The following is a 13,938-nucleotide window of genomic DNA, read 5'->3' as shown; positions in this document are numbered from 1 at the left end:
CGTGCGAGCTACCCGCGAATGTCCTCCCTACGGTGACGATCGGCGACTCCCCGATCTCTAGCGTTCTTCCCGAGGCCGCTAGGGGCCGATCGGATCTCGTCTGGGAGTTGTCATGCGATTGTCGAAGCAACTCGTGGCCGTCGCGGCGGCCTCCTTCGTGGGCAGCGCCATCGCGGGGACGGCGCCGGGGAACGCGCTCCGCACGATCCTGGGGGTGGGTTCGCCGATCGGCCTGACGACCCCTGCGTACCTGCCGTGAGCGGGGCGATGCGGGTCCGCTCGGTGCGGCTCGAAGCGGGATCCGCCGTGGTCTGCCTGCTGCTGGCCGGCATGTGGGGGATCAGGGGATGGCTGCGCCCGCGCCGGGCCCCCGCCGCACCTCGCACTGAACCCGCCCCTGAACGCCCTCCCGAGCCCGCGCCGTCCACCGAGCGCCGTTCTGACAGCGCTCTCGCCGCCGCGCACCCTGAAGCCGCCGCTCATGATCGTCCAGAAAGCGCCTTGACCATCGAACACCGCCTGGAGAACACCGAAGCCGGACCCGCCGCCTCCCGCACCGAGGACGTACGGGCGGACGACGCCGCATCCGCCTGGGACGCCGAACGCCACCGGATCGTCCGCGACCTCCACGACGTCGTGACCCACCAGGTGGCGGCGATGATCGTGCAGGCGGAGGCGGCCCGCTACCTGACCGGCGCCCCGGAACGCCTCGACGCCGCCCTGACCGCCGTCACCGACACCGGCCGCCGCGCCATCGCCGACCTGCGCTACATGCTCGGCCTGCTCCCCTACGGCCCCGGCCCGGTCGGAGCCTCGGCCGGCGACACCACGACACTCGCCAACGCCCCTCAGAACCGGAACCTCACCAACCCAGGCCGGAACCAGGAGATGAGTGAGCCAGGCCGGGACCGGAAGGTCCCCGGCTCAGGCCGTAATCAGGAGATCACCGAGGCGGGCCGGAATCAGAACAACGCCGCCGAGAACCAGAGCGCGGAGGCCGCCCTCATCCCACCCCAACCGACCGCCCCGGACATCATGCGGGCACCACGCGCCGCTGGTCCGGCCGGCGCCGGGACCCCGCAAGCGGCCACGCCGGAAGCGACCGTCCCGCGGATGGACACCGGCGGGGCGCCACGGCCCGTCGGCCTGGGCGCCGCCGGGGCAGCACAGCCGCGCGGTTCCGCTGCTGCCGAGGTGTCGGGGCCTGTCGATGCGGGTGTTGCCGGGCTGTCTCAGTCCGGTGGTTCGGGCATGGCCGGTGTGGCACGGCCACGCGGTTTCGGCGCTGCCGGGGTGCTGCAGTCTGTCGGCTTGGACGCGGCCGGCGTCTCCCCGGGCCGGGGCGGGGGGCTTGAGATCGGGGCGCCGGGTGATGGCGACCTGCACGCGCTGGTCGAGGAGATGCGCCTGGCCGGGCAGCCGGTGGAGTTCGCCGAGGCGGGGCGGGCGGCGCCGTCCTCCCGTGCCGCCGAACTCGTCGCCTACCGGGTCGTCCAGGCGGCGCTGGTCGATGCGCTGCGTTACGCGCCCGGCAGCCGTACGTCGGTCGAGGTGCGGCACGGCGTACGGGAGGTCACGCTGCGGGTGCGCACCGACGGTGTGGTCTTCCACGCGGCGGCCGGGCGGGACCTGGCGGGGGTGCGGGCGCGGGTGGAAGCGCTGGGCGGCGAGTTCCACCAGGAGCGCCGCTCGGATGGCGCCTTCGTGATCAGGGCCGTGATCCCGGCGACGCTCCCGGAGTGACGCTGTCCGTACGGTGGCGCACCGTCCGCGACATCCGAGCCGCCAGGCCGGGGACCGGCCGTGGCTTGGGGCTCTCCCCGGCCGGCCGGTCCCCGGCCTCCGGCCAGTGGGCTCTCAGGGTCGCTCAAGGGCGGGGGAGGGTGAGGGCGTCAGGGCCGCTCAGAGGCGGGCGAGTGCGCAGGGAGTCAGGGCCGGGTGAGCGTACAAAAACGTCAGGGGCGGGCGAGCGTGAAGAACGTCAGGGGCGGGCGAGCGTAGAGAACGTCAGGGGCGGGCGAGCGCGAACGACACCAGCGTCTTGCCGCGCTTGATCCGCATGCTCGCCGTGATCTCACCGACCTCGGACGAGTCGCGCGGGTGCAGCCCGCCGCAGGCCACGGTGTCGCCGGCGCAGTGCCACGAGCGCATGCCGGGCCCGCGCTCCTCATCGGCCCTGGTGACGATCGGATGGCCTTGGGCGGTGTGCGCGTTGGCCGCCTTGACCGCGCGTTCGAGCTCGTCGGGGCCGAAGCGGTCGGCGAAGGCGTAGTGGCACTCGCCGCCGGTCTCCGACAGCGGCGCGCGTACGGGGTGGGGGAGGGGCGCGCCGATCTCCCGTTCCAGCGCCACGTGCAGGAAGTGCGCGGCCGAGTGCAGCCGCATCTGGTGGTAGCGGAACGGCCAGTCCAGCTCCTGGCGGGCCGGGCCGGGCGCGGGCGGCTCGTGTCCGGCGGCGAGGTAGTGGCGGATCTCGTCCTCGGCCTTGCGGGTGTCGACGACGTCGAGCACCGGGCCGCCGGCGAGGTGCAGCCGCCCGCGGTCGCCCTTCTGGCCGCCGCCTTGCGGGTAGAAGAGCGGCTCGGCGAGCACGGCGTACGGGCCGCGGCCGTCCGTGCCGGACCGCACCACGGAGGTGTCGGCCTCGGTGCGGTACGGGTCGTCGAAGTACAACATCATCCGCATCCTAGGGAGGCGCCCGGCGGTCAGCCAGTGCTTTGAGCGCCCGGGTCCGGCAGGTCGTGTTCGGCGAACATGTCGATGAGCAGCCGCACCGGCAGGCCGGCCTCCGTCGGGTGGCGGAAGTGGCCGTCGGGGTTGAGCCTGTACTGGTTGCGCCGGCCGACGCGCTCGATCGTGACGTACCCGGCCTGGTGCAGATCCGAGACGATGCCCTGGACGGCGCGCTCGGTGATGCCGATGCTCACCGCGATGTCGCGCACCCTGGACTGGGGGTGGCGGGCGATCTCCAGCAGCACCCGGGCGTGGTTCGTCAGGAAGGTCCAGCCGTTGCGGCGGCCGGCGGATGTGCTCACGCGCTGTACTCCTTCTGCCGGTCGGCCGGCTCGGCGCGGCGTGGCCGAGAGCCTTCACACAACGATCATACGAAGTATACTTCCGGTATTGTATTTCGGGCAATATACTTCCGAGTAGGAGAAGCGAACCAGCCCCGATCCATGCCCCCCCCCTGAGGACGTCATGCGCGTGCCCATCGCTTGCCCGCCCGGCGGCGGACGGCCGTCCGCCGCATCACCCCTGACCTTGGGATGCCACACGATGGATGACGGCGTACTGATCACACTGAGCGGCGAGGTGGACATCACCAACGCCACCCGCCTGGAGACCTACCTGCGCCGCCGGATGCTTCCCGGCAAGCCGGTGGTACTCGACCTGACCCTTCTGACGTTCATGGACAGCAACGGCCTGCGCGTCATCGAACGCCTGCACACCTCCTGCGCGAAGGAGGGCTCGGCGCTGCACCTCGCGGGCGTGCGCGGCGTGCCGGCGCGGCTGCTGCAGATCACCGGCCTGTGGGACCTGCTCAACGTCCACGACAGCGCCGCCGGCGCCGTACGCGCCGCACGCTCCGGGGCGCCGGCCGCGCGGCCCTGTGCCTCCTCCGCCGCCTGATCCTCCGCGCCCCCGCTCGGTGCACCGTCTTCCCGACATCGCCCGGCTCGGAATCGCCCGTTCGGCGCCGTTCCTTCAGACTGGCCGCCGGAACGCGGATGCGTCGGGCACGCGCGCGACGTTACGGTGAATGCCGCGGCATCGAGGGACCCGCAGCACACGGGTGCCGCGGAGGAGGAGACGACGATGACGAGCGCGACCAAGCCGGCCACCCTGGCCACCGTGGCCGCCGCCGCGGGCGTGTCCGTGGCCACGGTGTCGAAGGTGCTCAACGACCGCGGCGACGTCGCCCCCGCCACCCGCGCACTGGTACGGCGCCTGCTGGCCGAGCACGGCTACGTACAGCGCCAGTCCCGCGCCAAACGAGGCACCACGGTGGAGCTCCAGCTCGACGGCCGGCTGTGCGGACACTCCGCCGAGATCGTCATGGGCGCGATGCAGGAGGCGGCCACGTCCGGTGCCGCCCTCGTCGTGACCAGTGCCGACCACATGTCCGACGGCGTGTCGTGGGCCCGCGGCCTGGTCGACTCCGGTCGGCACGCGGTGATCACCCTCGTCGCCGAGCCCAGCCAGGCCCAGCTCGACGTGCTGCTGCAGGCGAACCTGCCGGTCGTCGTCATCGACCCGCTCAACGTGCCCGCGAGCCCCGTCACGAGCGTCGGCCCGACCAACTTCGCCGGCGGCATGGCCGCCACCCAGCACCTGCTCTCGCTCGGCCACCGCCGCATCGCCTACCTCGGCGGCCCCGCCCACGCCGCCTCCAACCAGGCCCGCATGCACGGCTACCGCGCCGCCATGGAGGCCGCCGAGGTGCCCGTGCGCCCCGAGTACGTCCGCACGCCCGGCTACTGCTTCGAGGACGGGGTGCGCGAGGGCGCCGTCCTGTTCGACCTGCCCGAGCCGCCCACCGCCGTCTTCGCCGCCAGCGACGAGAGCGCGCTCGGCGCCATCCAGGTCGCCCGCGGCAAGGGGCTGCGCATCCCCGAGGACATCAGCGTGGTCGGCTTCGACGACACCCAGATCGCCGCCATGCACGCCCCGGCGCTGACCACCGTACGCCAGCCGCTGCGCGAGATGGGCGCGGTGGCGCTGCGCACGGCCCTGCGCCTGGCGGCCGGCGAGCGCATCGACTCCCGCCACCTGGAGCTCGCCACCGAACTGATCGTCCGCGACTCCACCCGGGCCGTGTGACCCGGGCTCAGCCGGCCTTGACCGAGCAGGCCGCCGTGGTGATCACGCGGGCGACCTCCTCCGGGTGCGAGACGAGGGTCAGGTGGGAGCCGCCCGAGAACGTCGTCACCTTCGACCCGGCCCGCTTGGCCATGGCGAGCTGCGACTGCGGGGTGATGATGCGGTCGCCGGTGCTGGCGAAGTACCAGGACGGGATCTTCTTCCACGCCGCCTGTTTCGACGGCGTCTGGAAGGCGTTGGAGGAGGCGGCCCGCTGGGTGGCCCAGAGCCGGATCGCGGTGTCCGGGGGCAGGTCGGAGGCGAACGAGCGCACGAACACGTCCCGCTTCAGGTACAGGTCCTGGGCGCCCTGGGGAGCGTCCGGGTAGCCGGCCGTGTCGTAGAGCGACCGGGGCGAGGCTTCGAGCGCCGAGCCCGAGCCGCTGAGCTGGGCGGTGGTCTCTCCGACGTCGGGCACGGCCGCGTCCACGTACACCAGGGCCTTGACGTTGGGCGCCGACGCGGCGGCGTTCGTGATGACCGAGCCGCCGTAGGAGTGGCCCACCAGCACCACCGGGCCGGAGACCGTCTTCAGGAAGCCGGCGACGGTGGCGGCGTCGCCGTCGAGGCCGCGCAGGGGGTTGGCGATCGCGCGGGCGGTCAGCCCGGCCCTGCGCAGCGCGTCCACCTCGCCGCTCCAGCTCGACGTGTCGGCCCACGCTCCGTGCACCAGGACGACCGTCGGCCTGGGGCCGTTCTGCGCCGGGCATGGCGCGGGGCCGCCCGCCTGCGCCGGTGCGGGATGGAGCGCGGCCGCGGTCAGCGCCGCCAGAACCGTGATCCGGGTGCCGTTCACCATGCGTGCCCCTATCGTGCCGGTGGGGGAGCCTCAACCAGCTACCTCCGCAGCGCCGCCGCTAACCTCGCCGCCCGCCACGGCCTACCGCGTGCAGACCTCGTCCGACGGATCCACCTGGACCGACGTCTACTCGACCACCACCGGCGACGGCGGCACCGACGACCTCACGGTCAGCGGCACCGGCCGCTACGTCCGCGTCTACGGCACCCAGCGCGGCACCCCGTGGGGCTACTCCCTGTGGGAGCTGGAGGTCTACGGCACGCCCACCGGCGACGGCGGCGGCGCGGACACCCCGGTCGAGGCGAACGGCCGGCTGAGGGTCTGCGGCATCAAGCTTTGCAACGAGCACGGCAAGCAGATCCAGCTGCGCGGCATGAGCAGCCACGGCATCCAGTGGTACTCGCAGTGCCTCACCGACGCCTCGCTCGACGCCCTGGCCGGCGACTGGAAGGCCGACGTGCTGCGCATCTCGATGTACATCCAGGAGGACGGGTACGAGACCGACCCCCGCCTGTTCACCGACCGGGTGCACGACCTGATCGAGATGGCCACCGCCCGCGGCATGTACGCGATCGTCGACTGGCACATGCTCGACCCCGGCGACCCGATGTACAACCTCGGCAGGGCCAAGACCTTCTTCACGGAGATCGCCCAGCGCCACAACGGCAAGAAGAACGTCCTTTACGAGATCGCCAACGAGCCGAACGGCGACTCCGTCACCTGGGCCGTCATCCGCGACTACGCGCACCAGCTCATCCCGGTGATCCGGCGGTACGACCCCGACGCGCCGATCCTGGTCGGCACCCGCGCCTGGTCGTCGCTCGGCGTCTCGGACGGCTCCGACGAGACCGAGATCGTCGACAACCCGGTCGACGCCGAGTTCGGCACGCAGAGCGCCTCCGGCGACGGGGCGAACGACTTCACCAGGTCGCAGCAGTACCTCGACCTGCTGGCGGATCCGCACCCCGACGACTTCTGAGCCGTATGTGACCTGAGGCCCTGTCCTCGCGGCCGGTCTTGAGGTGCGATGGGAGGTGAGCGAAGGAGGTCGAGCATGATCATCGTTGGTGTGGACGGTTCCGACGCCGCTCGCGCGGCCGTGGAGTGGGCCGCGGACGACGCCTTCCGCAGGGGCTCGGCGCTGCGGCTGGTGCACGCGGCCGACACCTCGTGGTACCTGGTCGGCGCCCGCCCCGACGCCACGCTCTCGGAGCGGGTGCTGCGCGAGGGGCGGCGGGTGCTGGACGAGGCCGAGGCGCTGGTCCGCGAGCGGCGGCCGTCCGTCGAGGTGGTCACGCGCGAGGTGGAGGGCAGGCCACCCGCCGTCCTGCGCGAGCAGGCCGAGGAGGACGCCGCCGAGGCGCTGGTCGTCGGCGGGCGCGGGCTCGGCGGGTTCACCGGCGCGCTGCTCGGCTCGGTCAGCGCGAGCCTGGCCGGCCAGGTCCGCTGCCCCCTCGTGGTGGTACGCGAGGGACCGCGGCGGGAAGGCGGTGAGGTCGTGGCCGGAGTGGACGACTCGCCCGAGTGCGAGGCGGCCCTGGCCTACGCCTTCGAGCAGGCCGCGGCGCGCGGCGTCACGCTCAGAGCCGTGCACGCCTGGCAGCTGCCCGCCCTCTACACGCCCGAGGCCCCGTTCACCATGGACGAGGTCCGCACCGCGCAGCAGCAGGTCGTCGAGGATCGGCTCAAGCGGCTCAAGGACGCGCACCCGCAGGTGACGGTCGTCGAGGACGTGCAGCGGGCGCATCCCGTCGATGCGCTCGTCGCCGCGTCACAGGAGGCGGAGCTGCTGGTCGTCGGCTCGCAGGGCCGGGGCGCGCTCGGCTCGGCCCTGCTCGGCTCGGTCAGCAGGAACGTGCTGCATCACGTGTCCTGCCCGGTGGCCGTCGTCCGTCCTTAGAACAGAACGCGTCCTTCTGGGACGCTCATGAAGACGTGCCGAGCACGTCGCGCAGGGGGCGCAGGCCGTCCTCGACGTAGGCGGCGATGGGCTGGTCGCCGCCGTTCAGATACCACTGTTCGAGCGCGGCGAAGTAGCCGAACGCGAGGGCGTTGGCGATCACTCTCGCCTGCGTCTCGTTCACCTTGCCCGTCTCGGCGATCAGCGGGGTGATGCGCCGTCCGGCCTGGTCGAGGGTGGCGCAGACGGCCATGCGCACCGAGGGCGTGGCGAAGAAGTAGCGGACCCGCCGCCACGGTCCCTTGCCGGCCTGCCGTTCCTCGCGCGGAGTCTCGTACGCGCGGACGGCCTGCACGAGGCTGCCCACCGGGTCGGCCGGGTCGAAGATCGCGGCCAGCGCCTCGGGGCTCATGGCGTCGAACTCGATGTCGGTGACGACGATGCCCTCTTTGGTGCCGAAGATCCGATAGACCGTCGAGGGCGAGACCTCGGCGGCGGCCGCGATCTCCTCGATGGTGACGGAGTCGAATCCGCGCTCGTCGAACAGGTCGAGCGCGTGTTCCTGAATGGCGCGCATGGCTTTGAGCCGCCAGCGCTCGCGAAGCCCGCTCATGGCGCCCGACTCTATCAGCAAGTCACTGTCTGAAGCATGCTGCTGTCTCCAGAAATTGACTCTCTGGATCCCTCCTGCATACAGTCACTTGCTCCAGACAGTCACTTTCTGAAAGGAGCTCTGCCATGACCACGCCACGCGGCCGGGTCGTACCGGTACTGCTGTACGTGGGCGCGGCGCTCACCGTGCTCGCCGCCCTGCTGCCGTTCCTCGGCAAGGAGGTGATCGCCGACCACGTCAGGGCCAGCTACCCCGCCTACACGCCCGGCGAGATCGACGCCGCCGTCAACGCGTACCTGATCATCCTCGGCGTCATCGGCTTCCTGGGGCTGCTGGGCTGGCTCGGCACGGTCTGGGCCGTCCGCGCCGGCCAGGGCTGGGCGGTCTGGATGGCCTCCGGGCTGCTGGTGATCGCGCTGCTCATCGCCGTCGCCGGGCTGACCGTCAAGGACAACTCCGGCGATGTCGGGCTGGCGCCGGTGTTCGGCTGGCTGCTCGTCCTGCCGTGCCTCCCCGGGCTCGCCGCGGTCGCGCTGTGGAGAAAGGCGCGATGACGGGAGAGGCCACACGAGACGGGGGCGGTCCCGGCGACGTGGGGAGCCGGGCCGGTTCCGGAGGCGTGACCGGTGTCGTGGCGCGTGCGGCGGGGGCGCTCAAGCGGGCGATGTACCGGGGCGGTCGCCCGAACGCGTTCATGCGGCTGGTGAACAGGCTCGACGCGCTCACGTACGGGGCCGGATGGCTGACGCCGCGCCAGGCCGCCGTGCTCAAGGTGGTGGGGCGGCGCAGCGGGGCCGTCACCTCGGTGCCGGTCGCGGTCGCCCGCCACGGCGGCGGCGAGTACCTGGTCTCGATGCTCGGGCCGACGGCGAGCTGGGTGCTGAACGTGAAGGCGGCCGGCGGCGAGGCCGTCCTGCGCCGCCGGGGCCGCGACCGGCCGATCATGCTGCGCGAGGTCCCCGTCGGGCAGCGCGCGGAGATCCTGCGCCGGTACGTCGCCATCGCTCCCGGCGCCCGCCCCCACGTGGGGCTCGGCCCGGACGCGCCGCTCGCGGAGTTCCGCCGCATCGAAGACCGCCACCCGGTCTACCGCATTCACGAGCGCTCCTGAGAGGAAGCCGGTCCCCGCCTGCGGCGCCGGAGCGCGCCTCACGGAGGCGAGCCTCCCGGCACACCCCGGCTCCCGGGCCGCCGCCGGCGGCGGGGACCGGCGCACCCTCGCCGAGCCCGTCCTCACGATCCGCCTGCCCGTCCTGCTGGACGGCAGATCCGGCGCTCACTCGCATACCCCTGCAACGTCTGGCATACCGCCCGAAAGGGCATGAAGGTCTCTGTGGATGATCCCCTGAGGCCCCGGCGGCTCGCTCGCACCGGCCGTCTCCTGCCCGCCCCTCCGGTTCCCGCGGCATGACCCCCGCACCTCCGGATGCGAGCACCCCGGCGGCGACGAGCGCGGCCGAACGGACCACAATTGACGACGTAGGGCGGTGATGAGCGATGCACCTGTCGGACCGGGAACGCCGGATCCTCGCCGAGATCGAGATGGCGCTGCGCAGGACCGATCGTGCCTTCGCCCGCCGCATCGACGCGCTCAACGCCGCCGCCGGCCGCAGGAGGGCGCCCCGCTTCGGCCACGGGATCAGCCGCAAGGAGATCGCGGGCCTGCTGGCGGCGGTCGCCGTCCTGACCTCGTTGATGGTGTTCCTGGTCGTCTACGCCGGGCACGCCTCCTCGCCCGCGCCGTCCCGCCCGGCGCCCGGCCCCTCGCAGCCCGTCACGGTGCGGGCGCCATTGAACGAGGCGGGAGGCGGCTGACGGCGCCCTGAGCCGGCAGTGGTCCGCTAATACGAATTATTACTGGGTCATCACCTCTTGACGGCGTGCCCGGTGAGGTTCCACACTCATTGGCTAATGCGCATTAGCGAGGAGACCCAACCGTGGCAAGACGCCTGACCCAGCAGGACATCGCCCGCATGGCGGGAGTGAGCCAGACCACCGTGTCGCTGGTGCTCAACAATCGCGCCGACGGCGAGGTGCGCATCTCGCCGGAGACCCGGCAACGGGTGCTGCGGGTGATCAGGGAGACCGGCTACATCGCCGACCCCGCGGCCCGCAGGCTCGCCGAGGGACGCAACCGCATCCTCGGCGTCTTCACCTACGAGGCGGTCTTCCCCGCCACCAGCGCCGACTTCTACCACCCGTTCCTGGTCGGCATCGAGGAGTGCGCCGAGCAGGTCGGCTGCGACCTGCTGCTGTTCACCAGCGCGCGGGCCTCGGGCGGCGGTCGGCGGCGCATCTTCAACGAAGACAGCCGGGTACGGCTCGCCGACGGATGCGTGCTGCTCGGCCGCATGGTCGACCGCGACGACCTGGCCAGGCTGATCGCCGACCAGATCCCGTTCGTGTCCGTCGGCCGCCGCGACGACGCGGGCGGGCCCGTCCCGTACGTCGGCGCCGACTACCCCACCGCCACCCGCGCGCTGGTGGAGCGGGCGGTGCGGCTCGGGCACCGCAGGCTCGTCTACGTCGGCACCGGGGGAGGGGCCGAGTCCACGGCCGACCGGTACGCCGGCTTCCGCACCGCCGTCGCGGAGCTCGACGTGGAGGGGCTCCGCCTCGCTCCGGACACGCCGGACCTCCTCGACGCCGTACGCGGCACCGGCGCCACCGCCGCCTTCTTCGAGGAGCAGGCCGACGCGGTCCTGTTCGTCCAGGCGGCGGCCGGGCGCGGCCTCGCGATCCCCGATGACCTGTCCCTGGTCACGCTGGGCTCGGCGACCCGCCCCGTGCACACCGACATCGACTTCACCGGCTTCCTCATCCCCCGCCGCGAGATGGGCCGCAGGGCCGTCGAGCTGCTGACCGGGGTGATCGAGTCCGGCGGCACACCTCAGGAACTCCTGCCCTGCGAGCTGATCGAGGGCTCCACACTGATCGGAAGGTGACCCCTCACGTGGTCGAGATGAAAGCGGACGCGGTCGTGGTCGGCGGCGGGCTGGGCGGCGTGGCGGCCGCGCTGGCGCTGCTGCGGGCCGGCCGCACGGTGCTCCTGTCGGAGGAGTACGCCTGGCTGGGCGGCCAGCTCACCAGCCAGGCCGTGCCTCCGGACGAGCACTCGTGGGTGGAGCGCTTCGGCGTCACCGCCAGCTACCGGGCGCTGCGCGACGGCATCCGCCAGTACTACCGCGACCATTACCCGCTCACGCCGGCGGCCAGGGCCAAGCGGGACCTCAACCCGGGCGGCGGTCACGTGAGCCGGCTCTGTCACGAGCCGCGCGTCGCGGTCGCCGTCATCGAGGCCATGCTCGCGCCCTACCGGGGCTCGGGGCGGCTACGGGTGCTGCAGCCGTACAAGCCGGTCGCCGCCTCCTACGACGGCGACCGGGTGAGCGCGGTGCTGCTCAGCGGCGAGGGCCGCGAGGTGTGGGCGAGCGCCCCGTACATCATCGACGCCACCGAGACCGGCGAGCTGCTGCCGCTGACCGGCACCGAGTACGTCACCGGTTTCGAGTCCCAGGCCGACACCGGCGAGCCCAGCGCCCCCGCCGAGGCGCAGCCGCTCAACATGCAGGCCATCTCGGTGTGCTTCGCCATCGACCACGTGGACGGCGACCACACGATCGACAAGCCGGAGTCGTACGACTTCTGGCGCGAGTACCAGCCGCCGTTCTGGGGCGACAAGCTGCTGTCGTGGCGCTGCCCCCACCCGCGCACGCTGGAGATCGTCGAGCGCGCCTTCACCCCCAACCCCGACGACGACCCGCTGCTCGTCGAGGCGGACCAGCGGGTCAACCCGGGCGATGCCAACCTGTGGACGTTCCGGCGGATCGCCGCGCGCAAGACGTTCGTCGAAGGCGCCTACGAAAGCGACATCACGCTGGTCAACTGGCCGATGATCGACTACCTGGAGGGCCCGGTCATCGACGTGCCGGACGCCGACCGGCACCTGAAGGCCGCCCGCGAGCTGTCGCTGTCGGTGCTGTACTGGATGCAGACCGAGGCCGGCTTCCCCGGGCTGCGGCTGCGCGGCGACATCACCGGCGGCGCCGACGGCCTCGCCCAGGCGCCCTACATCCGCGAGTCGCGCCGCATCAAGGCCCTCTACACGGTGGTCGAGCAGGACCTGTCGTACGCGGTGCGCGGCGACAGGGGCGCGGTCAGCTACCCCGACTCGGTCGGCGTCGGCATGTACCGCATCGACCTGCACCCGTCGACCGGCGGCGACAACTACATCGACGTGGCGAGCTGCCCGTTCGAGATCCCGCTCGGGGCGCTGATCCCGCAGCGCATGACGAACCTGCTGCCCGCCTCCAAGAACATCGGCACCACCCACATCACCAACGGCGCCTACCGGCTGCACCCGGTCGAGTGGAACATCGGCGAGGCCGCGGGCGCCCTGGCGGCGTTCTGCCTCGACCACGGCACCACGCCGCACGCCGTACGAGAGAGCGAGTCCCTGCTCGCCGACTTCCAGCACAGGCTCACCCGGGACGGCGTCGAGCTGCGCTGGCCCGCTGTCACCGCGTATTAGGGAGACCCCGCCATGAGGGCATTGATCCCCGCCGTCGCCCTGCTCACCCTGGCCGCTGCCTGCGGAAGCGGCGCGGAGCAGACCGCGCAGTCCGGTCCCGTGACGCTGCGCATGTCGATCTGGACGGCCAACGAGGACCACCTCAAGCTGTTCAACGAGATCGCCGCCGGCTACACCAAGGCCAAGGTGACGTTCGAGTCGATCCCGATCGACAGCTACACCACCACGCTCACCACGCAGATCGCCGGCGGCAAGGCGCCCGACCTGGCCTGGATCCTGGAGGGCTCGGCACCCGACTTCGTCGAGTCCGGCGCGCTCGCGCCGCTGTCGAGCAAGATCCAGAACGCCGCCGAGCTGGCGCCCGCCGCGACCCGGCTCTGGCAGAAGGACGGCGAGCTGTACGCCTACCCGTTCTCCACCTCGCCGTTCGGCGTGTTCGTCAACACCGATCTGCTGCGCGAGGCCGGCAAGAAGGTCCCGGAGAAGGGCTGGACCTGGCAGGAGGCCATGGACGCGGCCGCCGCCGTGGCCAAGAAGGGCAAGGCCGGGCTGATCGTCGGCGACTGGGACTACAAGAACTGGACCAACCTCGCCACCCTGTGGGAGGGCTGGGGCGCCAAGGCGTGGAGCGAGGACGGCGCGACCTGCGGCTTCAACCAGCAGCCCATGGTCGAGGCCATGACGTTCCTGCACAAGTCGATCTTCACGGACAAGGCGCTGCCCGGCCCCGGCGAGACCGTCGACTTCTACTCCGGCGACGCCGCCATGATCGTCACCCAGATCTCGCGGGCGAGCCTGCTCAAGGACGCGACGTTCGACTGGACGCTGCTGCCGCTGCCGCACGGCCCCGCAGGGGAGTACTCCGTGATCGGGCAGGCCGGCATCGGCGTCATCAAGAAGTCGCCCAACGCCGAGCCGGCCGCCGACTTCCTCGGCTACTTCACCAACGCCGAGAACTCCGCCAAGCTCGCCCAGTACTTCCCGCCCGCCCGTACCTCGCAGCTCAACGTCGAGACGCTGGCCAAGTCGAACCCGCTGCTCAAGCCCGAGCAGCTGCAGGCCGTCGTCATCGACGGCATCCCCAACGGCGTGGTCAAGCCCAGCCACAAGGGTCAGGAAGAGCTCATCCAGACCGCCCGCGCCGCGCTCGACCCGCTCTGGCAGCCCGGCGCCGACGTCAAGGCGGTGCTCGACGGCGTGTGCGCGAAGATCCAGCCGCTGCTGGGATCGTGACG

The 13,938-nt window shown here is 72.1% G+C and carries 16 protein-coding genes; 12 read left to right on the top strand and 4 right to left on the bottom strand.

Annotated elements, in window-relative coordinates; genetic code table 11:
- The first annotated feature begins 112 nt into the window (after positions 1–112).
- Positions 113–259 (top strand): hypothetical protein, encoded by a 147-nt coding sequence (locus ACGFIM_RS29295; protein ID WP_393206425.1) that lies wholly within the window; start codon positions 113–115, stop codon positions 257–259.
- Between the two features lie 242 nt (positions 260–501).
- Positions 502–1,743 (top strand): histidine kinase, encoded by a 1,242-nt coding sequence (locus tag ACGFIM_RS29290; RefSeq protein WP_393206422.1) that lies wholly within the window; start codon positions 502–504, stop codon positions 1,741–1,743.
- 264 nt (positions 1,744–2,007) lie between these two features.
- On the opposite strand, the gene ACGFIM_RS29285 is transcribed toward ACGFIM_RS29290, so the two are convergent.
- Together ACGFIM_RS29285 and ACGFIM_RS29280 are read right to left on the bottom strand one after the other, a co-directional pair.
- Positions 2,008–2,676: a hypothetical protein gene (locus ACGFIM_RS29285; protein WP_393206419.1), complete on the bottom strand. Its 669-nt coding sequence runs from the start codon at positions 2,674–2,676 to the stop codon at positions 2,008–2,010.
- Positions 2,677–2,705: 29 nt separating this feature from the next.
- Complete coding sequence (locus ACGFIM_RS29280) at positions 2,706–3,035, bottom strand: helix-turn-helix transcriptional regulator (RefSeq protein WP_393206416.1); 330 nt, start codon at positions 3,033–3,035, stop codon at positions 2,706–2,708.
- A 241-nt stretch (positions 3,036–3,276) separates the two neighbouring features.
- Between ACGFIM_RS29280 and ACGFIM_RS29275 the strand changes: the two genes are divergently transcribed.
- Both ACGFIM_RS29275 and ACGFIM_RS29270 read left to right on the top strand, forming a co-directional pair.
- A complete protein-coding gene (locus ACGFIM_RS29275) occupies positions 3,277–3,630 on the top strand; it encodes an STAS domain-containing protein (RefSeq protein ID WP_393206414.1) in 354 nt (117 codons plus the stop codon).
- Between the two features lie 186 nt (positions 3,631–3,816).
- Positions 3,817–4,821 (top strand): LacI family DNA-binding transcriptional regulator, encoded by a 1,005-nt coding sequence (locus ACGFIM_RS29270; RefSeq protein WP_393206411.1) that lies wholly within the window; start codon positions 3,817–3,819, stop codon positions 4,819–4,821.
- A 7-nt stretch (positions 4,822–4,828) separates the two neighbouring features.
- Here the strand turns inward: ACGFIM_RS29270 and ACGFIM_RS29265 are convergent, their stop codons facing one another.
- Positions 4,829–5,659, bottom strand: coding sequence for an alpha/beta fold hydrolase (locus tag ACGFIM_RS29265; protein WP_393206408.1), 831 nt, complete (start codon positions 5,657–5,659; stop codon positions 4,829–4,831).
- Positions 5,660–5,747: 88 nt separating this feature from the next.
- Between ACGFIM_RS29265 and ACGFIM_RS29260 the strand changes: the two genes are divergently transcribed.
- Entirely contained in the window at positions 5,748–6,638 is an 891-nt protein-coding gene (locus tag ACGFIM_RS29260; protein WP_393206405.1) for a cellulase family glycosylhydrolase, read from the top strand.
- A 75-nt stretch (positions 6,639–6,713) separates the two neighbouring features.
- Complete coding sequence (locus ACGFIM_RS29255) at positions 6,714–7,559, top strand: universal stress protein (RefSeq protein ID WP_393206402.1); 846 nt, start codon at positions 6,714–6,716, stop codon at positions 7,557–7,559.
- 25 nt (positions 7,560–7,584) lie between these two features.
- Here ACGFIM_RS29255 and ACGFIM_RS29250 read toward each other — a convergent pair whose 3' ends face one another.
- Positions 7,585–8,172: a TetR/AcrR family transcriptional regulator gene (locus tag ACGFIM_RS29250; RefSeq protein ID WP_393206399.1), complete on the bottom strand. Its 588-nt coding sequence runs from the start codon at positions 8,170–8,172 to the stop codon at positions 7,585–7,587.
- Positions 8,173–8,297: 125 nt separating this feature from the next.
- Here ACGFIM_RS29250 and ACGFIM_RS29245 point away from each other — a divergent pair, with 125 nt between their 5' ends.
- The 6 genes from ACGFIM_RS29245 (at position 8,298) to ACGFIM_RS29220 (ending at position 13,936) form a co-directional block, all read left to right on the top strand.
- Complete coding sequence (locus ACGFIM_RS29245) at positions 8,298–8,726, top strand: hypothetical protein (RefSeq protein WP_393206396.1); 429 nt, start codon at positions 8,298–8,300, stop codon at positions 8,724–8,726.
- Between the two features lie 65 nt (positions 8,727–8,791).
- Complete coding sequence (locus ACGFIM_RS29240) at positions 8,792–9,283, top strand: nitroreductase family deazaflavin-dependent oxidoreductase (RefSeq protein ID WP_393206393.1); 492 nt, start codon at positions 8,792–8,794, stop codon at positions 9,281–9,283.
- 386 nt (positions 9,284–9,669) lie between these two features.
- Complete coding sequence (locus ACGFIM_RS29235; RefSeq protein ID WP_393206391.1) at positions 9,670–9,987, top strand: DUF3040 domain-containing protein; 318 nt, start codon at positions 9,670–9,672, stop codon at positions 9,985–9,987.
- Between the two features lie 122 nt (positions 9,988–10,109).
- On the top strand, positions 10,110–11,117 hold the full coding sequence (locus ACGFIM_RS29230) for a LacI family DNA-binding transcriptional regulator (protein ID WP_393206388.1): 1,008 nt from the start codon (positions 10,110–10,112) through the stop codon (positions 11,115–11,117).
- 17 nt (positions 11,118–11,134) lie between these two features.
- Positions 11,135–12,703, top strand: coding sequence for an FAD-dependent oxidoreductase (locus ACGFIM_RS29225; RefSeq protein WP_393207754.1), 1,569 nt, complete (start codon positions 11,135–11,137; stop codon positions 12,701–12,703).
- A 12-nt stretch (positions 12,704–12,715) separates the two neighbouring features.
- Positions 12,716–13,936, top strand: coding sequence for an ABC transporter substrate-binding protein (locus ACGFIM_RS29220; protein ID WP_393206385.1), 1,221 nt, complete (start codon positions 12,716–12,718; stop codon positions 13,934–13,936).
- The last annotated feature ends 2 nt before the right edge of the window (positions 13,937–13,938 follow it).

Source organism: Nonomuraea sp. NPDC049309 (assembly GCF_043196965.1).
Classification (GTDB): domain Bacteria; phylum Actinomycetota; class Actinomycetes; order Streptosporangiales; family Streptosporangiaceae; genus Nonomuraea; species Nonomuraea fastidiosa.
The sequence above is the reverse complement of the archived record's forward strand: the minus strand, read 5'-3'. Positions and strand labels throughout refer to the sequence as shown.

Excerpts from the sequence above, each read along its gene's own strand:
- ACGFIM_RS29265 (WP_393206408.1), bottom strand. The coding sequence starts at position 5,659 with ATGGTGAACGGCACCCGGATCACGGTTCTGGCGGCGCTGACCGCGGCC.
- ACGFIM_RS29235 (WP_393206391.1), top strand. The coding sequence starts at position 9,670 with ATGCACCTGTCGGACCGGGAACGCCGGATCCTCGCCGAGATCGAGATG.
- ACGFIM_RS29220 (WP_393206385.1), top strand. The coding sequence starts at position 12,716 with ATGAGGGCATTGATCCCCGCCGTCGCCCTGCTCACCCTGGCCGCTGCC.
- ACGFIM_RS29295 (WP_393206425.1), top strand. The coding sequence starts at position 113 with ATGCGATTGTCGAAGCAACTCGTGGCCGTCGCGGCGGCCTCCTTCGTG.
- ACGFIM_RS29255 (WP_393206402.1), top strand. The coding sequence starts at position 6,714 with ATGATCATCGTTGGTGTGGACGGTTCCGACGCCGCTCGCGCGGCCGTG.
- ACGFIM_RS29250 (WP_393206399.1), bottom strand. The coding sequence starts at position 8,172 with ATGAGCGGGCTTCGCGAGCGCTGGCGGCTCAAAGCCATGCGCGCCATT.
- ACGFIM_RS29275 (WP_393206414.1), top strand. The coding sequence starts at position 3,277 with ATGGATGACGGCGTACTGATCACACTGAGCGGCGAGGTGGACATCACC.
- ACGFIM_RS29225 (WP_393207754.1), top strand. The coding sequence starts at position 11,135 with ATGAAAGCGGACGCGGTCGTGGTCGGCGGCGGGCTGGGCGGCGTGGCG.
- ACGFIM_RS29285 (WP_393206419.1), bottom strand. The coding sequence starts at position 2,676 with ATGTTGTACTTCGACGACCCGTACCGCACCGAGGCCGACACCTCCGTG.
- ACGFIM_RS29270 (WP_393206411.1), top strand. The coding sequence starts at position 3,817 with ATGACGAGCGCGACCAAGCCGGCCACCCTGGCCACCGTGGCCGCCGCC.
- ACGFIM_RS29245 (WP_393206396.1), top strand. The coding sequence starts at position 8,298 with ATGACCACGCCACGCGGCCGGGTCGTACCGGTACTGCTGTACGTGGGC.